This window comes from Nonomuraea insulae (assembly GCF_042656245.1).
Genome location: NZ_JBHSPA010000062.1, coordinates 154,131 through 172,671 on the forward strand (window position 1 = coordinate 154,131; position 18,541 = coordinate 172,671).

An 18,541-nucleotide genomic window follows, 5' to 3' on the forward strand; every position below is an offset into this window, starting at 1 on the left:
CCTCGTACGCTGGCGGCCTTCGGACCTCTCGCTTCATGATGGCGAAATGAACTGGCGCGCACCGGAGATCACCCGGGTCCATCACCCCGTCACGTTCACAGAGTTCGGTGAACGCGCTCTCGCGGACGCCTGGCTCGACCACCACCGCGAGACGTTGCTCTGGAAATGCGGCGGCCTGACCGCCGACCAGCTCAGGTCGCGCTGCGTCGAGCCGTCGAACCTCTCGCTCCTGGGCCTGCTCCGCCACATGGCCGAGGTGGAACGCGACTGGTTCCGTACGAGATTCGCCGGCGAACAGGTCCCTTACCTTTTCTGCGCCGACGACGACCTGACCGCGGAATTCGACAAGGTCGACAAGGCCGACGCGGAGGCCGACCACGCCACCTACCTCCGCGAGATCGACCGGATCCGCCAGGTGCTGGCCCCCCGCTCCCTGGACGAGACCTTCGTCGACCCCAGACGCAAGATCACCATGACCCTCCGCTGGGTCTACTCGGTCATGATCCAGGAGTACGCCCGCCACAACGGCCACGCCGACCTGCTCCGCGAACGCCTCGACGGCACCACCGGTCACTGACCGCCCGGCCATTGACGAGGCGACACAGCCCGTGCCGGAGCACAATGGCGTGATGGCCACCCAGTACGAATATCGCCGCTACATGGTGCGCGACCTCGCCGTACTCGAAGCGCGATAATCTTCTGAACACGTGACCGCGCACGGCCGGGGAGGTTGATGAATATGGCTCGCCAAGAGCGTTATCAGCATGCCCTCGACCGGGTCGCCTCAGCCTAGAAGGCCCCAGGTCGTCCTCTCCATCGACCAGGAGTGTCACGTGTCCGCGTTCTCAACGACCGGCGCCGATCTGATCACCGAGCGCCTCGTCCTCCGTCCCTGGCCCACCGGCGAGCTCACCGCCGTCCGCCTCGGCGACCGCACGCCGGGCTGGGCCCCCGACTTCCCCGCCGAGGGTGACCGCGTGATCGCGGGCGTCCTCGCCGACCACCCCGGCCTGCTCGGCCCGTACGGCCACCGCCAGATCGCCGAACGCGCGAGCGGCCTCGTGGTGGGCTCCATCGGCCTGTTCTGGCCGCCGCTCGACGGCGTCGTGGAGATCGGGTACGGCATGGTGCCCTCACGGCGCGGCCAGGGCTACGCGACCGAGGCCACTCGCGCCCTGGTGGCGTTCGCCCTGACGGCACCGGAGGTCAAGGCCGTCCGCGCCACCACCGAACTGACCAACCCGGCCTCGATCCGCGTACTGGAGAAGGCCGGGCTGCGTCGGGTCGGCGGTGACTCCGCGACCGCCGAGTTCCGCAACATCGAATAACACCACCGTCACCGTCCAGGAGGAGGGCCGCCTTCGCCGGCCGCCGTACCGGCCGCACGGCGCTGTCGGTAGGTGCTGGCCTTGGCGCGGTTCTGGCAGGACAGGCCGCAGAACCTGCGGGAGGCGTTGCGCGTGGTGTCGAAGAAGGCCCGCTCGCAGTTGGCGGCCTCGCAGGACCGGAGCCTCTCCCCCTGGCCCACGCCGATGACCATGGCCAGGGCGGTGCCCGCGTCGGCGGTCCAGGCGTCGACCAGGCCGGCCTCCGCGCGGTGAAAGGCCAGGACGGGGGGTCCGTCCGGCCGGCCGTGCAGGTTGGGGACGGCCGCATGCCGTACCAGGAGGCGGTTGAGCTCTTCGATCACGGGCTGGGATCCCGTGCGGAAAGCGGGCCGGAGCTGGGTGGCGACGGCGGCGAGCCGGTCGGCGTCGGCGGGCGTGAGCGACTCGCTCGCGGGCAGCCCGGCCGTGGCGAGCGCCTCCTGGACGGCCGCCTGGCGGTCCGGTCCCGTGGCCGGTGGCACGACCTGGCGACCGTACGCGCGTTCGACGGCCAGCTCGTTCACCAGCAGTACGGCGCGCTGCACGTGCCGTTCGACATAACTGTCTATTTGTTGTTGACCAGTGATGCGCCAAGGATCTACAGTCACTGGCATAGCTTATCTAGACAGTGAGGCAATCATGTCGGTGAACGCTCGCGGAATGTGGCACCAGATCGAGCCGGTGCACGCGATGTTGTACTTCTCGCCCCAGGCGTTCGAGGAGGCGGACCGGCTCGGCTACGACGTCGGGTCGCGCTGGCCGAGCTACTTCGCCTGGCGCTGGGCACCGCTCGGAGCAGCGGGTCCGCACCTGGTCACGGCCACGGCGTACAGCTTCAGCCCGTCCATGATCGCCGAGTACGTGCCGGCGATCTGGGCCACCTCCACCCCGGAGAAAGTCCTCGACGCCCGGCTGCGGGCGGTGGACCGCACGTACCGCGCCCTGCTCGGCGACCGGCTGGATCACCCGGACATCGCCGAGGCGGCGGGCCTGGCCAGGCGGGCGGCGGAGAGCGTGGACGTGCCGCACCGGCCGCTGACCGCCGCCAACCTCGACCTGCCCTGGCCGGACGAGCCGCATCTCGTGCTCTGGCAGGCGTACACCGTGCTGCGCGAGCACCGCGGCGACGGGCACCTGGCGGCGCTGGCCGCCGCCGGACTCGACGGTTGCGAAGCGCTGGTCTCCTTCGCCGCGGTCGGCGCGGCCCCCGTGGTCAACTTCGCCGGCCGCGGCTGGAGCGAGCAGGAGTGGGCGGCGGCGCAGGACCGGCTGGCCGCCCGCGGCCTGATCGACGCCGACGGCCAGGCCACCGACCAGGGACGACGCCTGCGCGACCAGGTGGAGCGCATGACCGACGACCTCGCCGCCGCCCCCTGGCGAGCCCTGGGCGCCGAGCGCGCGGAACGGCTGGCCCAGCTGAACCTCCCGATGCTCGGCGCCGCCTTCGAGTCCGGCGTCCTGCCGATGACCAGCACCCTGGGCATCGGCACGGTACAGGCGCCGGCATGACACTCGGCCTGCTGACCGGCGAACAGAGCCTGGTCCGGCAGCCCGAACTGGTGCACCTCTACCGCTCGGCCTTCACCGGCCCGCCGTGGCACGAGAACGAGAGCGCGGTCACCGCCTTCGACACCCGCCTCACCGCCGACGCCCGCCGGCCGGGCTTCCGCGCGGCCCTGGCGGCCGGACGCTGGTTGCTGACCTCTCCTGGCGCCTCGGACGCGGTTCGGTTGTACGAGCGGTCGGGGTGGGAGCGGGCCGGCGAGGATCGGGACGTCGTAGTGTTCGTCCGCGGAATCTGCCTCTGGCGCTCGCGTCGAAGAGGAGGTTGATTCATGTCATGGATACGAGTCACCCTCACACGACCCGGCGTACATTCCTGACCGCATCGGCCACGGGCGCTGTGGCCCTCCCGCTCATCGCCGACCCCGCGTCCGCCACGGTGAGCGACGGCCCAGGCCGTCCGACCCGGCCACAACGTCCCGACCAGGCGCTGCGCGCGCTGTTACGCGCGGTCGACCCAGCCCGGATCAAGGCGGACGTGCTGCGGATGGTGGCCTTCGGCACCCGGCACACCCTGTCCACCCAGACCGACCCGGTACGCGGCATCGGCGCCGCCGTGGAATGGGTGCACTCCCGGTTCCTGGAGATAGCGGCCACCTCAGGGGGCCGGATGACCGTCGAGAGGCAGGCGTTCGTCCAGCCGGTCAGCCCGCGCATCCCCGAGCCGACGACCATCACCAACGTCATCGGCACGCTCCGCGGCGACGCCTCCCCCGCACGGTTGTACGTCGTCACCGGCCACCTCGACTCCCGCGTCACCGACGTCATGAACGCCACCGCCGACGCCCCCGGCGCCGACGACGACGCCTCCGGCGTGGCCGTGGTGCTCGAACTGGCCCGGCTCTTCGCCACCCGCCGCACCGAGGGCACCCTGGTGTTCGCCGCCGTCAGCGCCGAGGAGCAGGGCCTGTACGGCTCGGCGCACATGGCCGCGCGGCTCAAGGAGGCCGGCGCCGACGTACAGGCGATGTTCAGCAACGACATCGTCGGCGCCAGCTCCGGCTGGGACGGCACCCGCCCGGAGCCGCACACGGTACGCCTCTTCGTCGAGGGCGTGCCGACCACCGAGACCCCCGCGGAGGCCTCCACCCGGCAGTCGGTCGGCGGCGAGAACGACGGCCCGTCGCGCCAGCTCGGCCGCTTCGTCAAGGACGTGGCGGACAACGACGAGACCGGCATGAAGGTCCGGGTGATCTGGCGGCGCGACCGGTACCTGCGCGGCAGCGACCACATCTCGTTCATCCGGCAGGGCTACGCGGCCGCCCGCTTCACCGAGCCGCGCGAGAACTATGACCACGAGCACCAGGACATACGGGTGGAGAACGGCGTCCAGTTCGGCGATCTGCCGCAATTCGTCGACTTCGCCTACACCGCCCGGGTCGCCAAGGTGAACGCCGCGACGCTGTGGTCCCTGGCGCAGGCCCCTGGCACGCCGAAGAACGTCCGGATCAACGCGACGAGCCTGACCAACGACACCACGCTGACCTGGGACCGCGGCACCGAGCCCGACCTGGCCGGCTACGAGATCATGTGGCGGGAGACCACATCGCCGGACTGGACCCACGCCATAGACGTCGGCGACGTCATCACGGCCACCGTCGACCTGGCGAAGGACAACGTACAGTTCGGGCTGCGCGCCGTGGACCGCGACGGCCACCGCAGCCCGGTCGCCTTCCCCCGGATCTAGAGCGCGTCAGTCCAGGCAGAACTCGTTGCCCTCGGGGTCGGTCATCACGATGAGGCCGGCGCTCATCGGGGGCTCGGGCTCGTAGCGGCGCACCCGCTTGGCTCCGAGCGCGACGAGCCGGTCGCACTCGGCCTCCAGCGCCGCCATCCGCTCCGCTCCCTGAAGTCCGGGAGCGGCGCGGACGTCGAGGTGGAGGCGGTTCTTGGCGACCTTGTCCTCCGGCACCCGCTGGAAGAACAGCCGTGGGCCGTGCCCGTCCGGGTCCTCGACGGCCGACCTCTCGTTGTGCTGCTCCTCCGGTACGCCGATCCGCGAAAGGAAGTCGTCCCACGCGGCCAGGGGGTCGGCGCCCGCGGGCAGGTCGACCCCGGGCGGGCCCGGATGGACGTAGCCCAGGACGTCGCGCCAGAAGGACGACAGGGCCCGCGGGTCGTGGGCGTCGAAGGTGACCTGGATGTGGCGGCTCATCGGGATGCTCGATTCGTGTGCAGGTACAGGTCGCGCAGCAGGCAGACCTCGGACAGGTGGTGGATCAGCTCGCGGTGGATGTGCAGCACCAGATCGGCCATGGGCGCCTCGGGGTAGGGCTCCTTCTCCCCGACCGGGATCCGGAGCTCGGCCTCGCTCAGGCCGCGTACCCCGGCCGTCCAGACGTCGAGCTGGGTTTCGAGCTGGTCGAGCGCGGTGGCGGCGCTGCCGGCGTACTCCCAGCTCTCGTACGACGCCGCCGGCGCGCCGAAGTGCGCCGCGTTACGCGCGGCGAGCACGCCGACGATGACGTGCCCGAGTCGCCAGGCGATCGTGGTGAAAGGTTCGGGGACCGGCTGGGGGAAGCTGAAGTCGATCGTGAAGTCCCCTGAACCGATCTTCGAGCTGCCGCGCGGCCGTACGTTCCAGGCGTCCGGCACCGGCGACCAGAAGTATTCGTCGTCGGTGAGGCCGTCGAGCCGGTCTCGGAGCTGGTGGTTCCAGTGCCACTCCCACTGCTCGCGCAGCGCACGGTTCCAGTCGATTTCGTGTTCGTCCATGGCTCCACCCTGACACCCCAAGCGGACAGGATCGGTCCGCTATCGTGGCGGGGTGGAAGAGCGGGGAACGACGGAGCGGGTGCTCACCCTGCTCGGGCTGCTGCAGCAGCGCCAGATCTGGACCGGCCCCGAGCTCGCCGACCGGCTCGGGGTGACGCCGCGCACGGTACGACGCGACGTCGAGCGGCTGCGTACGCTCGGCTATCCGGTGCACGCCAGCCAGGGCACCGGCGGCGGCTACCAGCTCGGCCCCGGCCAGGACCTGCCGCCGTTGCTCCTCGACGACGAGGAGGCGATCGCCACCGCGGTCTCGCTGCTCGCCGGCGCGGGCGGCGCGGTCGCGGGCGCGGGCGACGCCGCGCTGCGGGCGCTGACCAAGCTCGACCGGGTGCTGCCCACCCGGTTGCAGGCCGAGGTGCGCGCGCTCTCCGGCTCGGTGGAGTCCTTCGGGGGAGGCCGCACGCCGGTCGACTCCGAGGTGCTCATGACGCTGGCCAGAGCCTGCCGCGACGAGGTCGAGGCCGCCTTCGGCTACCCGTCTGCGGACCAGGTGCGACAGCGGCGGGTCGAGCCGTACCGCCTGGTCGCCTCCGACCGGCGCTGGTACCTGCTCGCCTACGACCTCGATCGCGACGGCTGGCGCAGCTTCCGCGTCGACCGGATGTCCGATGTGTCCGCACGGACCTGGCGCTACCGGCCGCGCCCGGCTCCCGACGCGGCGACGTACGTGCAGGAGGGCGTGGCGAGCCGGGTCTATCCGCATCAGGCGCGCTTCCTGGTGCACGCGCCGGCCGACACGGTACGCACGCAGATTCCGGCGTCGGCGGCCGCCGTACGAGAGCGAGGAAGTGGACGCTGCGAGGTGCTCAGCGGGGGCGCCAGCCTCGACTTCGTGCTCGTGCACATGCTCCTGCTGGGGCACGACTTCGAGGTGCTCGACCCTCCGGAGCTCGGCAGCCGCTGTCGCGAACTGGCGGAGAAACTGCTGTCGGCCGCTACGTCACCTCTGGACGGCCGCTGAGGCGACGGGGGTGAAGAAGTTGACGAGGTTGCCGTCGGGGTCGCGGAACAGGAGCGAGCGGTTGCCCCAGGGCATCGTCGTGGGCTCGTTGACGAAGTCCCCCACGAAGCCGGTCAGGTTCCGGTGCACGCTGTCGACGTCGTCGACCAGGAACTCGATGATGACGCTGCGGTTGTCGGCCGGGTGGGCGGCGCCGGGCGCGAACAGCGGAACGGTACGGGTGCTCGCGATCGCGAGGGTGGCCGAGGCGGTCCTGAGCTCGGCGAAGTCCTCATTGGACCAGTTCGCCCGCACTCCTGTGGCGCGCTCGTAGAAATTGACGAGGCGGGCGACATCGCCCGTGATGATGCGGATCGAGACGAAGTTCATGGGGTTCTCCAGGGGTCGTTGCTGCTGCTGACCGCACGTTATGCCCAATACCGGACAGAACCCGCCCGGTATTCAGGGGAGACTTCTAGACATGTCCCGACCCATTGCTCGCGTGCTCTCCCTCCTGGAGCTCCTGCAGGCGGGAGGCATTCGGACGGTGGCCGAACTCGCCGACCGGCTCGACGTCGATGAGCGCACGGTGCGGCGGTACGTCGACCACCTCCTCGACCTCGACATACCCGTCGAATCCGTGCGCGGCCGCTACGGCGGCTACCGGCTCGCCGCCGGCTACCGCATGCCTCCGCTCATGCTGAGCGACGACGAGGCGCTCGCCGTACTGCTCGGCCTGGTCGCGGGCCGGCGAGCCGGCCTGGCGACGGCGACCGGTACAGCGAACGAGACGGGGACGGGGACGGGGACGGCGAGCGAGACGGCGGCGGCGAAGATCCGGCGGGTGTTGCCGGAGCGGCTCCGCCGCAGGCTCGACGCCGTGCTCGACTCCCTCGCCTTCACGGCTCCGCCCGGCGAACCGGCCGCCCCGGAGGCCGCCGTCCTGCTCTCGATCGCCGACGCGGTGCGCCATCACCGGCCGATCTCGATCCGCTACACCGCCGCCGACGGCCGGAGCGGCGAACGCTCGCTGCATCCGTACGGGCTCGTCGCCCACTCGGGCAGGTGGTACGTGACGGGTGTGGATCCCGCGATCGGCGAGGACCGGACGTTCCGGCTGGATCGCATCACCGATGCGAGGCCCCTGCCCGGCGCGTTCGAGCCGCCCGCCGAACTGGACCCGGCGGAGCGCGTCCTGACGGGGTTCGCCACCGCTCCGTACCGGTATGAGGTGGCTCTGCGGATCCAGGGAACAGCCCAGCAGATCCGCACCCGACTCCCCGCCGGCGTCGCGATCGTGGAGGAATCACCTTCGGGCTGGTCCCACGTCGAGCTGCGGGCGGAACGGCTCGACTGGCTGCCTGCCGTGCTCGCGTCGCTGGACCTGCCGTTCGTCATCGAACGCCCGGACGAACTCCGCGACCGCGTAGTGGCACTCGCTGACCGGCTCACGCAGTCGGCCCGGCGACGTCCGCCTCACGACGACCCAGGTGCATGAGCCGGGCCACCGCAGTACCTTCCCCGACCTCTGCGACGCGTTCAACACCACCCGCTCGGGGCTTGGGAGCAACGATTGCCCAGGACGCGGCATGAGAGCACAATCCACGAGTATCACCCGGCCGCGCCCCAGCGCCTGCTCCCTAGGAGCGTTCATGAGCACAGTCGCATTGATCACCGGCGCGGCGAGTGGCATCGGCGCCGCCGTGGCGCGGCGGCTGTCCGCCGGCGGGGCCGCCTGCGTCCTGGTCGACCGTGACGGCGAGGGCGTCGAGCGGGTCGCCAAGGAGGTCGGCGGCGCGTGGCTGGTGGGCGACGTCAGCTCGGCGGAGACGTCGTCACGGGCCGTGGCGCTCGCTGACGAACGCTACGGTCGCCTCGACTTCGTTCACCTGAACGCCGGGACGAACGGCGGCATCGACATGTCCGCCTTCGACCCGGAGCGGTACCGCACGGTGATGGGCGTCAACACCGACTCCGTCGTCTACGGCGTCGCGGCCGCCCTCCCCCTGCTCAGGAGCAGCGGCGGCGGCTCCGTCGTGGTCACCTCGTCGCTGGCCGGGCTGGTCGGCTTCGGCCCTGACCCGATCTACGCGATGACCAAGCACGCCGTGGTCGGCCTCGTCAGATCGCTGGTGGAGCCGCTGGCCGAGGCGGGTGTCAAGATCAGCGCCGTCTGCCCCGGTTTCACCGACACACCACTGCTCGCGCCCGCCAGGGACATGCTGGTCGAGGCGGGGATTCCGATGCTGACGGCCGACCAGGTGGCGGCCGCCGTGGACTCGCTCTTCCATGCCGAGTCGTCCGGGACCGTGCTGGTGGTGCAGAGCGGGATGGAGCCGACGCCGTACCAGCACGCGGACCTGCCCGGTCCGACCGCCGGCTGACCGCACCGGGCACTTCAAGAAATCAGTTGTGCTTCGCGTCCCAACCGGCGAATTATCGGCACAACGGTACAGCGAGCCGTTTTCTGAATCGCGATACGGGAGGAGAAACAGCATGTTCACCGACCCTGATCAACGCGGCAGAGAAAACCCCGGTCAGCGTGAACATGTCCCCGCTGCGCGCGCTGATCGACCTCCAGGAATCAAGGGAGATCATGGCGCTCGAAGACGCGCGCAAGAAAGCGATCATCGCGGAGTACGCGACCTTCGAAGGTGACACCGGTTCATCTGAAGTGCAGATCGCGCTGTTGACCCATCGAATCGCCGACATCACCGAGCATCTGCGCACCCACCAGCTGGACCATCACGGCCGTCGCGGGTTGCAGCTGCTCAACGGTCGTCGGCGGCGACTGCTGCAGTACCTACGCAGAACCGACATCGATCGCTACCGACGCCTCATTCAACGGCTCGGCCTGCGCCGATGACGCCCGTGCCGGGGGAACGACCGCTCCCCCGGCACGCCGGGGTAACCTTAACTGAGTTAAAATATTAACCGAGTTAAGAGTGGAGTACCCCATGCGTATCGGCATCGCGCTGCCCACCGATCACACGCGGCTCTCCGCCGGGACCAACTCCGTCGACACCCTGATCAGCCAGGTGAAAGAGCTCGCCGCCGCCGGGCTGACCTCAGCCTGGTTCACCCAGCGGTTCGACCACGACGCCATCACCGTGGCCGCGCTGGCCGCCCGCGAGGTGCCCGGCATCGAGCTCGGAACCGCAGTCGTACCGATCTACCCACGGCACCCGATCGCGATGTCGATGCAGGCCCAGACCGCGCAGGCGGCCTCCCACGGGCGCTTCACCCTGGGCGTGGGGCTGTCGATCAAGTCGTTCGTCGAGCGGACCTACGGGATCACGCCGCACCCCAGGGTCCGTCATCTACGCGAGTACCTGGACGTGCTGCGCACCCTGTTCGAAACCGGTGACGCGAACCTGGACGGCGACACCCTGGTCGCCAAAGCGCCCCTCCCGGTCAAGGTGCCCGGCGCGCAGCCACGCGTACCGGTGCTGGTGGCGGCGGCCGGCGAGCAGACCCTGCGTGCCGCCGGCGAACTCGCCGACGGCGCGCTGCCGATCCTGTCCGGCCCGAGAACACTCGCCGAGTACACCTTGCCGACCATCACCCGGTACGCGCGGGCGGCCGGGCGACCGGCGCCCAGGGTCGCCGCGATCGTCTCCGGCGTGGTGACCGCCGACGTGGCGGGGGCCCGAGCCCGCGCGGAGCAGAACATGGGGTACTACGGGAGCATCCCGGCCTACCGCGCGGCGCTGGACCGGGAGGGCGTCGACAATCCCGCCGACCTGGTCGCGATCGGGGACGAGAAATCGCTCGAGGACCAGGTGTCCGCGTACTTCGAGGCGGGCGTGACCGAACTCGTCTACACCCAGACCGCGATCGGCTCCGCGGAAGACGAGCGCCGGACCTGGAAACTGCTCGGCGAACTGGCCGCGCGATATCGGCACGACCCCCTGCGGTAGTTCCGCGTGGCGGCGACTACGCGGTATGAGCGCAATGGATACTGAGCGGCATGCGTGTCGACTTCGATCCCGAGGTTTTGGGCGGGCAGGCTTTCTACCGATTCATGACCTCGGTCGTTGTTCCGCGTCCGATCGCGTGGATCTCCACCGTCACACCCGACGAAGCGGTGGAGAATCTCGCTCCGCACTCGTTCTTCAGCATCGCCAGCACCGATCCGCCGATCGTGCAGTTCACCTCGATCGGCCGCAAGGACTCCCTGCGCAATGTCGAGGACACCGGAGAGTTCGTCGTCAACTTCTCCTCAGAACCGCTGCTGCACCTGATTCGCGACACCGCCACCGACTTCCCTCGAACCGTCAGCGAATTCAGCTTCGCGGGAATCGAACGCGAACCCAGCCGTCATGTGCGGCCGCCCAGGGTGGCCGCCTCTCCCGTCGTCCTGGAGTGCCGTTCGCACACCACGCTGCGCATGGGCAACTCCACCCTGGTCTTCGGCAGGGTCTTCCTCGCGGCGGTGCATGAGGAGTACCTCGTCAACGGCCGCCCTGACGCCGCAAGGCTCCGCCCATTGACCAAGCTCGGCGGCGACGAGTGGGGCACTCTGGGCGAGATCCTGCACCTGAACCGCATCCCCTACGAGGAGCCGCAGGGCGAATGATTCCTCGCACGGCAGGCTGAAGGAGTCAGTCGGCGGGCAGGGCGCGCACGGCGCCCCTGTCGGCGGACTGGGCCAGAGCCGCGTACGCGCGCAGGGCCGTCGAAACGGGCCGCTCGGGGCGGCGCGGCCGGTGACCCGAGCCCTCTCGGCGGCCGAGCTCCGCCTCCGGCACCTGGAGATGGAGGGTACGGGCCGGGATGTCGACGGTGATCAGGTCACCGTCGGCGACGAGGGCCAGAGGGCCTCCGGCGGCGGCTTCGGGCGAGACGTGGCCGACGGACAAACCGGAACTACCGCCGGAGAAGCGGCCGTCGGTGACGATCGCCACGGAGTGGGCAAGGCCCCTGCCCTTGAGGTAGGCCGTCGGATACAACATTTCCTGCATACCCGGACCGCCGCGCGGACCCTCGTAACGGATGACCAGCACACTGCCCGGACGCACCCGCCCGGACAGGATCGCTTCCACCGCCTGCTCCTGGGAGTCGGTGACCACGGCTTCGCCGGTGAACACGGTCATGCCGCCGGGGACGCCGGCGGACTTGACCACCGCCCCGTCCGGAGCGAGGTTGCCCCGCAACACGGCCAGCCCGCCGTCGGGTGAGTAGGCGTGGGCGGTGTCGCGGATGCAGCCCGCGGCCGCGTCCAGGTCCAGCGACTCCCAGCGGGCCGACTGGGAGCAGGCGGACGCGGAGCGCACACCCCCCGGAGCGGCGAGGAAGAGGGCGACCGCCTCCGGGGCGGGCGAGGGATCGCGGACGTCCCAGCCGGACAACCACTCGGTGAGCGAGCCGGCGTGGACGGCCTGGACGTCCTCGCGCAGCAACCCGGCGCGGTGCAGCTCACCCAGGAGAGCGGGAACGCCGCCGGCCCGATGGACGTCCTCCATCAGGTACGCGCTGCTGGGGGCACGTTCAGTTCGTACTGACCAAAGATCGCGCAGGCCGCCCCCACCCTCGTGAGGGTCACGTCCACGGACGTGACCACCTGACGGGGTCATTCGTCGTCTGGATCCGCCGGCTCCACGGGCGACGTGATCTGCAGTGGCGTCGCGGCCCCGCCGGCGATCTCGCGCCCATGATTCAGTGTGTAGTCCAGCTGCCTGGCCAGGTGCGGGAGGGTCGCCGGAGGCAGATACGCATCGGCGCCGGCGTCGAGTAGCCGTCGGACCGGGCCGTAGTACTGAACTCCGAGTTCGTGGTCCTCGATTTCGGTGACGATGACGCGAGCTTTCGGGAACATCGATCGGAGCGCCGCGATCAGCTGCGGGCTGCCTGGAGGTATCAGCAGCACATCGGTTGTCGCGGGAGCCGCATGCATGTCGAGCACTACGTAGTCCGCCCCGAGCTGGGTGGACAGCGCGACCCGAGCCGCGGTCGACAGCTCCATCGCGGTGGCCACGACGGTCACGCTCTCGTAGTCGATCGGTACTTGATCATTGGCCTCATCTGACGCGTCGCGATCGACGACGGCGCCTTGGACCACGTCGATGGTGCTGGAGATCGTCGCGATCGACGCGCCGTCACGTGTGAGGACCAGGTTCTCACCAGGCTCAAGGGCGTCGATGAGCGCCACGACGTCTTCGGGAAGGCAGGTCACGTCGATTCGCTGCGTGGAACGTGGGGCGCGTTTGCGGATCACCATGCCTGGGACACGCTCACGGCTGCGACCTGCGTCATGCGCAGCCTCGATCGCCCGGCGAAAGGCCCACATGATTGCCTGCCCCGAAGGTGCCGTTCAACCTGATGATCACGTGAGTCCCTCCTGAAGCTGTGATCTCGTTCGATGCCATTTCACAATCATTGGTTCGAAGCCGCACCGGAGTTTCTCTCATCGTCCAGGTCCGCGACCATCGACGGCGACGCGAAAGTGGGGCCATGGGAAGGCGGCCAGACCGTGGCTCGCCAGAGGTGCGTCAGCTGTCAGCGCCGGTCGGCTAAAGCGGCGGCTCGCTTGACCACCCATGTCGTACGGCGTGGCGCTCCGGCCGATCGCCGAGGTGGCTTCCGGCAGGGAGTACTTCCGAATTCTCTAACCCAGCAGGGCTTGGGTGAACTCGGCTCGGTGGTCGCACCACCAGACGAGCAGGTGGTGGCTGGGCTGGAAGAAGCGGTCGCAGGAGGTGTCGCCACGTTCGTAGCGTGCGTCGAGTGGCCACAGGCCGGTCAGGTTGTGCCACCAGCGATGGTCGGCCGCGTCGGCGATGTCCTGGTCGGTCACGTCGATGACGTCTCGATAGCCGGTGGCGTAGGCCGAGACGCGGCGCAGATCGGGCGCGTGGGAGGTGTGGGCGCCGAACATGAAGCTCGCGGATCGGACCAGCTCCAAGCCCAGCAGGGAGATCCGTAGCCGGTCCCAGTCGATGACGGCTGAGACGGATCCGTTCGCCCACAGGAAATTGTTCTGGTGGAAGTCGCCGTGGCTCCAGCCGTACGGACCGCGCTCAGCCTCGACCGGCCGGCCAGGAAGCCAGCGCCGCAAGAGGTCACGACGTTCGTGCAAGCCGTCGCGTACATCATGGTCGAACGCGTCGGGCTCCTCCAGGGCGTCGATCTGGGCGAGATACCGCTCGATCTGGCCGAAGGCGAGCGCCGGATCGCGCGATGGTGTGCTGCCGTAACGCGGAGTTTCCGGCAGCAGCTCAGCGAGGGCGAGCTGCAGCTCGCCGAGCAGGGTGCCGATGCTCCGGCACTCGTCGAGGCTGAGCTCTGTGCAGTCGGGGTGCTCGCCGTCGGCCCATTCGACGACCGAGTACGGATGTCCTTCGAGCATCAGATGCGGTTCACCATCCGGGAGCTCCACCGGACGAGGCACCGGAAATCCCTTGTCGGCAAGGGCTTTCGCGATGGTGTGCTGTCGTAGCGCGCGCTCGACGTCGACGTCGAGGAACTGCTTGACGGCGTACGAGCCGGTCGTGGTGTCGGCACGCCAGCTGCGGTTCATCGAGCCCATCAGGAGCGGCGTAACGCGCTCGAGGTCGCCGAGTCCGTACGCGTGAACCAGCCGTTCGATCCCCACCCGTGCAGGCTACCGAGTCCTGGGGCGACGCCCGGACACGTCAGCGCGCCTGCCTCAACTGGCGCTGCTCTCCCTACCGGCCCACACTGCTCTAATTAGCAGTTCGGGGGGCCATCGTGCAGGACAGCCCCACCTCGACCGCTTCCAGTGATCGTCTAATCTTTCGGGGTGGCGAACATGTCTGCAGATCTCGCATTGCCCGCTGCCCTGGCCGAGGTGGCCGAAGTCGGCTTCGAGTGGGAGTGGGACGAGGAAACCGACGAGGCCCGCGGCTGTGACTTCGAGCCATACGTCCAGTTCGAGGAGCCCGACCGGACGGCGTGGTGGTTCCGCCTGTGGACCGGCAACCAAGAGGTCGACGGCAGCGAGTTCCGCTTCTTCGGCAAGACCGGGGGTGGTGACTACGCCGGCTTCTGGCTGGTACGGCCCGATGTGGCGATCACCGACCAGCCCGTGGTCTACATCGGCTCCGAGGGTGAGCGCGGTGTGATCGCCCGCGATCTCTGCGACCTCCTCTGGCTGTTCGCCGCCCCGCCGAAGCCTTCACGGACCCCGACTCCCCTGCAGAGCCGAACGAGGCCTTCCATACCATCGCCGAGCGATACGCTCCCGGCCGCCGCCGTTCCCCCACCCAGATCGTGACTGCCGCACGAGCGGAGTTCCCGCATTTCACGGGCCTCATCGACGCGATGTGCCGCTGAGTGGCGGCTGTCACACGCCAGGAGCCCGGTACGCCACCTCCATCCGCGCGGCATCGTCGATCTCCTCCGGCGTCAGCAGGACAGACGTCTTCGTTCGTACCGCCCCAGACGCCGATATCGTGAGCCCCACAGCGGCCGAAGCCGCATTGCTCGGCAGATCGACGATCACATACGTGTCCGCCTCGCCGAACGCGAAATACATCTGCTCGACCCGGCCGCCGACGCTTTCCGCCATACGCTCCACCGCCTGCCGGCGTCCGGTGCCGCCATCCTGCAACACTCCTTTGATGCCTTCTGCGGTATAGGTCGCCTGAATCAGGTACTTGGGCATGGTCGAGCCCCTCTTCTCGTGCCGATCCCCCTGGATTGGGGCGGCCATTGCGGTCACGGGTCGAAGTTCTCGGCTTGGGGTGACGGTAATCCCACCCGCTGTACTACTTTTCCCCTGTCGCAGTCTTCGTTTACAGCCGTGCCCGATCGGGCCGGGCGGCCAGAGGCCGGCGGATGGTGTACCTCTGCAGACTGACATCCGGTCCCACTTCTCGACTACAGAGTCAATCGGCGGTGGACTTCCTGCGCGACCTCGCTCTGACCGCGACGCGCAACCTCGCCATCAAGCTGGCTTCGTCGCGTTGGCCGACAGGACACCACGCAGAATGAGCGGGAAAACTTGTGGGCCTGCCTGTGACGGGCCCACAAGTTGTGGCGGGCTACCTGAAGAGCATTCGCTTCCCGGTGATCCGATAACCGATCCTGTCGAAGATCGCGGCCATCGGGTAGTTACCGACATCGGTGTTGTCGGTTATGAACGGCTGGCCCTCGTCGGCGAAGATGTGCATCGCCTCAGCCAGCAGGTCGTAGGCATAGCCGTGGCCACGATGGCCGATGGCGACACCGATGTAGCCGATCGTCGCCGAGTTGCCGTTGTGGGTGGGCATCACCATGCCGACCAGCTCACCTGTCTGGTCGTAGGCCAGGCGCCACCGCCCGCGCCCGCCGGGCATGTTGGCGATGATCTCCAGCGTCTCGGCCGCCACGACCGTGGGGTCCTTGACCAGCGACTGCTCCCTGTCATGGGCGTCCAGGCTGCCGTCGAGGATCTGCTCGAGCAGGCCGATCAGCAGCTCATCGTCGGTTACCTCGGCAAAAGTGAGCCTGGTCGGCCGCGGCGGCAGTCCGTACTCGGCCTCCCAGCGCAGGTTGAGCCGCTCGACGCTGAAGATGAGCCCGGCCGCTTCCGCGGCCTCGATGCGGGCGTTGGCCTCTGCCCGTGCCAGTGGTTCCTCCTTCCACCCGGCCGGCAGGAACAGGTTGTATTCGGGGCGCGGATGGCCCATCGGGTTGTGATAGTCAGGGCCGACCAGGGCGGCGTAGGCGACCTTGAGCAGGGCGGTGCCGTTCTCGACCGTGTCAAAGTCGAAGTAGTCGAGCGCTATCGGGTGCTCAACGCCCTTAGGCCCCCAGAAGGAAGCGCGGGCGACCACATCGTCGCCGTCCAGGGCGATCCATACCCACTCGGGGCGGTAGTCGCCGCTGGCGGCAAGGTCCTGAAAGGTACGCATCCGCACGCCTACGCCCGTGGTGGGCAGCAGCGCGGTGATGGTGTCGAAGCGGGGGAACTCGCTCTCGTTCTTGAGAGGGCGAAAGACCAGTTCGGTCAAGGAATTCTCCTGTGAAGAGGAGCGCTCCTACACCTGCGCGAGGTGGAAGCGCGAAATCTGGGCGAACATGCTGCTTTCCACCTCCTTCTGATCGTTTCTCGAACAGAGAGTAGCCGGTGATGCCAAAGGCGGCAACAGGTATAAGGACATGAGTCACCCCCACGTGGGGGTGACCGGCGTTCCCAGCGCAAGATTCAACGCAATGGGAACGATCAACCGTAGTTCGCCAGGTCAGCCAGACACAAACAAGAGGCCCGTCACCACGTTTCCGCCGGTGACGGACCTCACCGCCGGGCTCCCGCAACCCCGCGGATGTGGCCAGGTCTCGCCGCTCGTCTGGGTCGGCATGCGCGCGATGACCCCGCGCTCCGCCGGGAACGTGATACGGCTCGCGGGTTGGCTCAGCGGTCACCATCGACCCCCGCTTGCGAACCGTGGTGATCCGTCCCTCGGCGCGAAGGTAGGCCAGGGCTTCCCTGCCGGTCAGGCAGTAGCGCGCAGATCCCCCGCTGTCAGCAGAGACAACAGGCGGATGTCCTGGGCCGCGAGAGCGTCGGAACCGCCTTGCTCACGATCAATCACGCATAGGGCCTCGTGCACCTGAGCACCCAAGCCACGCAGGTCCGCAGTCGACAGCACGATCTGTCCGCCGCTGGTGACCACATCCTCCACGACCAGCACCCGTCGGCCCGCGACCTCGGCTCCCTCCGCAAGCCGGCAGGTGCCGTACGGCTTGGCCTGCTTGCGCACGAACGCGCAGGGCAGACCCGTGTGCCGACCGAGCGCTGTCACCACAGGGATGCCGCCCATTTCCAGACCCGCCAGCACCTCCGTGCCGGACGGCACCAGCGGGGCCATCCGCCGAGCAACCTCGTCCAGCAGAACGGGGTCGGCCTCGAACCGGTACTTGTCGAAGTACTCCGTGGCAGTACGTCCGGACCGCAAGGTGAACTGACCAGTCAGATGGGAGGCGGCATGGATACGGAGAGCAAGATCAGAATGTTTCACAGACGTCCAGTCTTGCAGCCACTCTGCCCGCCCGGACACCGGGCTCCCCGAGGTGCGCCCGAACGTATATCGCACGGCAGGTCGCTGGGTCGGAACCTTCAGTCGATCGACCCGACGATGGGCTCCGCCCCGTAGTGAGTCGGTGTCAGGGTGACCCCAGTGGCCCGTGCAGCCAGCGCAATGGCGAGAGCAGTGGAAGTCCGCGAGTCGGCCTCTCCGTCCAGCGGCATGCCCAACTCTCGCATATGAGCCAGCAGGCAGTCAGGATCGCTGCCGTTCCGATCGCCGGGGAAGAGCGGCTCGAATTCCGTGACCACCACTCCGTCGACGGAGTAGACGAAGTGCTCGTCCATGGTGATGCCTGTAATGGCCCTTGCCGTCTCCGTACTCTGGGAGAGGGTCTCTGGGAGCGGCTGGCAATGGTAGTCAATCAGCACCGCTCCTCCGTCTCCCGCGTAGGCGGCAATGCCCACTTCTCGGGAGGTGTCACCGGGAGTGGCGCCGACAGGCCTCGCACGAACGTCACGCCGATCAGGTCGCTGTCCTTTTGATACTCCTCGACGAACCAGGCGTAATCCATCGGCGCTGCGCCGCCCATTGCCTACCCCCTTTCGCACCTGCCTGGACAATGATCCCTTTCGGGGACAGGCTATGGGCAGCAGCCGTTACGGGCCGATCCGAGGTCGGGTACTCAGCGCCTGGTCTCGTACCTGGTCAGGAGTATGCCGCCGGGGAACGTCCGGGTCTCCATCAGGGTCAGGTTCACCCAGTTGTCCAGGGCCGTAAAGAACGGCGTGCCGCCGCCCAGCAAGACCGGTGCGGTGACCAGCACGTACTCGTCGATCAGCCCGGCCCGCATGGCCGCCGCGGCGAGTGTGGCGCCGCAGATGTCCATGGGGCCACCGTCCTCGGCCTTGAGCCTGGTGATCTCG

General features: G+C 68.7%; 24 protein-coding genes and 1 pseudogene. 12 read left to right on the top strand and 13 right to left on the bottom strand.

The features are described from left to right. The first annotated feature begins 46 nt into the window (after positions 1-46). Together ACFPZ3_RS46270 and ACFPZ3_RS46275 are read left to right on the top strand one after the other, a co-directional pair. Entirely contained in the window at positions 47-577 is a 531-nt protein-coding gene (locus ACFPZ3_RS46270) for a DinB family protein (protein ID WP_379520777.1), read from the top strand. Between the two features lie 256 nt (positions 578-833). After that, complete coding sequence (locus ACFPZ3_RS46275) at positions 834-1,328, top strand: GNAT family N-acetyltransferase (RefSeq protein WP_379520778.1); 495 nt, start codon at positions 834-836, stop codon at positions 1,326-1,328. A gap of 8 nt (positions 1,329-1,336) precedes the next feature. On the opposite strand, the gene ACFPZ3_RS46280 is transcribed toward ACFPZ3_RS46275, so the two are convergent. Next, positions 1,337-1,975 carry a CGNR zinc finger domain-containing protein gene (locus ACFPZ3_RS46280; RefSeq protein WP_379520779.1) on the bottom strand — a complete coding sequence of 213 codons (639 nt, stop codon included), beginning with the start codon at positions 1,973-1,975 and terminating at the stop codon, positions 1,337-1,339. A 31-nt stretch (positions 1,976-2,006) separates the two neighbouring features. Between ACFPZ3_RS46280 and ACFPZ3_RS46285 the strand changes: the two genes are divergently transcribed. Genes ACFPZ3_RS46285 through ACFPZ3_RS46295 form a run of 3 tightly spaced genes read left to right on the top strand, consistent with a single transcriptional unit; the run spans position 2,007 to position 4,617 of the window. Beyond that, positions 2,007-2,876, top strand: coding sequence for an SCO6745 family protein (locus ACFPZ3_RS46285; RefSeq protein WP_379520780.1), 870 nt, complete (start codon positions 2,007-2,009; stop codon positions 2,874-2,876). Then, complete coding sequence (locus ACFPZ3_RS46290; protein WP_379520781.1) at positions 2,873-3,199, top strand: hypothetical protein; 327 nt, start codon at positions 2,873-2,875, stop codon at positions 3,197-3,199. Before ACFPZ3_RS46285 ends, ACFPZ3_RS46290 begins: the two co-directional genes overlap by 4 nt. 8 nt (positions 3,200-3,207) lie before the next feature. After that, entirely contained in the window at positions 3,208-4,617 is a 1,410-nt protein-coding gene (locus tag ACFPZ3_RS46295; RefSeq protein WP_379520782.1) for a M20/M25/M40 family metallo-hydrolase, read from the top strand. Positions 4,618-4,623: 6 nt separating this feature from the next. Here the strand turns inward: ACFPZ3_RS46295 and ACFPZ3_RS46300 are convergent, their stop codons facing one another. Both ACFPZ3_RS46300 and ACFPZ3_RS46305 read right to left on the bottom strand, forming a co-directional pair. Further along, entirely contained in the window at positions 4,624-5,085 is a 462-nt protein-coding gene (locus tag ACFPZ3_RS46300; protein ID WP_379520783.1) for a VOC family protein, read from the bottom strand. Continuing rightward, entirely contained in the window at positions 5,082-5,645 is a 564-nt protein-coding gene (locus ACFPZ3_RS46305; RefSeq protein WP_379520784.1) for a DinB family protein, read from the bottom strand. Before ACFPZ3_RS46305 ends, ACFPZ3_RS46300 begins: the two co-directional genes overlap by 4 nt. A gap of 52 nt (positions 5,646-5,697) precedes the next feature. On the opposite strand from ACFPZ3_RS46305, the gene ACFPZ3_RS46310 reads away from it, so the two are divergent. Then, on the top strand, positions 5,698-6,666 hold the full coding sequence (locus ACFPZ3_RS46310; RefSeq protein WP_379520785.1) for a helix-turn-helix transcriptional regulator: 969 nt from the start codon (positions 5,698-5,700) through the stop codon (positions 6,664-6,666). Here the strand turns inward: ACFPZ3_RS46310 and ACFPZ3_RS46315 are convergent. After that, the gene (locus ACFPZ3_RS46315) at positions 6,646-7,035 is read right to left on the bottom strand and encodes a VOC family protein (RefSeq protein ID WP_379520786.1); all 390 of its coding nucleotides are present in this window, start codon (positions 7,033-7,035) and stop codon (positions 6,646-6,648) included. The two genes, ACFPZ3_RS46310 and ACFPZ3_RS46315, sit on opposite strands and share 21 nt — an antisense overlap. A gap of 91 nt (positions 7,036-7,126) precedes the next feature. Between ACFPZ3_RS46315 and ACFPZ3_RS46320 the strand changes: the two genes are divergently transcribed. The 5 genes from ACFPZ3_RS46320 (at position 7,127) to ACFPZ3_RS46340 (ending at position 11,224) form a co-directional block, all read left to right on the top strand. After that, on the top strand, positions 7,127-8,143 hold the full coding sequence (locus ACFPZ3_RS46320) for a helix-turn-helix transcriptional regulator (protein ID WP_379520787.1): 1,017 nt from the start codon (positions 7,127-7,129) through the stop codon (positions 8,141-8,143). Between the two features lie 154 nt (positions 8,144-8,297). After that, positions 8,298-9,029: an SDR family oxidoreductase gene (locus ACFPZ3_RS46325; RefSeq protein WP_379520788.1), complete on the top strand. Its 732-nt coding sequence runs from the start codon at positions 8,298-8,300 to the stop codon at positions 9,027-9,029. Between the two features lie 212 nt (positions 9,030-9,241). Next, on the top strand, positions 9,242-9,511 hold the full coding sequence (rpsO, locus tag ACFPZ3_RS46330) for a 30S ribosomal protein S15 (protein WP_379520801.1): 270 nt from the start codon (positions 9,242-9,244) through the stop codon (positions 9,509-9,511). Positions 9,512-9,602: 91 nt separating this feature from the next. Beyond that, positions 9,603-10,565, top strand: coding sequence for a TIGR03564 family F420-dependent LLM class oxidoreductase (locus ACFPZ3_RS46335; protein WP_379520789.1), 963 nt, complete (start codon positions 9,603-9,605; stop codon positions 10,563-10,565). A 50-nt stretch (positions 10,566-10,615) separates the two neighbouring features. After that, positions 10,616-11,224: a flavin reductase family protein gene (locus ACFPZ3_RS46340; protein WP_379520790.1), complete on the top strand. Its 609-nt coding sequence runs from the start codon at positions 10,616-10,618 to the stop codon at positions 11,222-11,224. Between the two features lie 25 nt (positions 11,225-11,249). On the opposite strand, the pseudogene ACFPZ3_RS46345 reads toward ACFPZ3_RS46340, so the two are convergent. The 3 genes and pseudogenes from ACFPZ3_RS46345 to ACFPZ3_RS46355 form a co-directional block, all read right to left on the bottom strand. Continuing rightward, positions 11,250-12,125, bottom strand: a pseudogene (locus ACFPZ3_RS46345) (dihydroxy-acid dehydratase domain-containing protein); the annotation flags it as partial. Positions 12,126-12,217: 92 nt separating this feature from the next. Further along, positions 12,218-12,865 (bottom strand): hypothetical protein, encoded by a 648-nt coding sequence (locus ACFPZ3_RS46350; protein WP_379520791.1) that lies wholly within the window; start codon positions 12,863-12,865, stop codon positions 12,218-12,220. A gap of 387 nt (positions 12,866-13,252) precedes the next feature. After that, on the bottom strand, positions 13,253-14,239 hold the full coding sequence (locus tag ACFPZ3_RS46355) for a phosphotransferase enzyme family protein (protein WP_379520792.1): 987 nt from the start codon (positions 14,237-14,239) through the stop codon (positions 13,253-13,255). 177 nt (positions 14,240-14,416) lie between these two features. On the opposite strand from ACFPZ3_RS46355, the gene ACFPZ3_RS46360 reads away from it, so the two are divergent. Next, positions 14,417-14,881 (top strand): SMI1/KNR4 family protein, encoded by a 465-nt coding sequence (locus ACFPZ3_RS46360; RefSeq protein ID WP_379520793.1) that lies wholly within the window; start codon positions 14,417-14,419, stop codon positions 14,879-14,881. Between the two features lie 69 nt (positions 14,882-14,950). Here ACFPZ3_RS46360 and ACFPZ3_RS46365 read toward each other — a convergent pair whose 3' ends face one another. From ACFPZ3_RS46365 to ACFPZ3_RS46390, 6 genes are all read right to left on the bottom strand, one after another. Continuing rightward, positions 14,951-15,271 carry a GYD domain-containing protein gene (locus ACFPZ3_RS46365; protein WP_379520794.1) on the bottom strand — a complete coding sequence of 107 codons (321 nt, stop codon included), beginning with the start codon at positions 15,269-15,271 and terminating at the stop codon, positions 14,951-14,953. Positions 15,272-15,650: 379 nt separating this feature from the next. Then, complete coding sequence (locus ACFPZ3_RS46370) at positions 15,651-16,601, bottom strand: GNAT family N-acetyltransferase (RefSeq protein WP_379520795.1); 951 nt, start codon at positions 16,599-16,601, stop codon at positions 15,651-15,653. Between the two features lie 483 nt (positions 16,602-17,084). Next, complete coding sequence (gene pyrE, locus ACFPZ3_RS46375) at positions 17,085-17,609, bottom strand: orotate phosphoribosyltransferase (protein WP_379520796.1); 525 nt, start codon at positions 17,607-17,609, stop codon at positions 17,085-17,087. A gap of 98 nt (positions 17,610-17,707) precedes the next feature. Continuing rightward, positions 17,708-18,046: a DUF6461 domain-containing protein gene (locus ACFPZ3_RS46380; protein ID WP_379520797.1), complete on the bottom strand. Its 339-nt coding sequence runs from the start codon at positions 18,044-18,046 to the stop codon at positions 17,708-17,710. Continuing rightward, positions 18,040-18,207, bottom strand: a complete 168-nt coding sequence (locus ACFPZ3_RS46385; protein ID WP_379520798.1) for a hypothetical protein — start codon at positions 18,205-18,207, stop codon at positions 18,040-18,042. The genes ACFPZ3_RS46380 and ACFPZ3_RS46385 overlap by 7 nt, the downstream gene beginning before the upstream one ends. Positions 18,208-18,300: 93 nt before the next feature. Beyond that, positions 18,301-18,541, bottom strand: a 241-nt coding sequence (locus tag ACFPZ3_RS46390; protein WP_379520799.1) for a dihydrofolate reductase family protein, incomplete at its 5' end; no start/stop codon positions are given.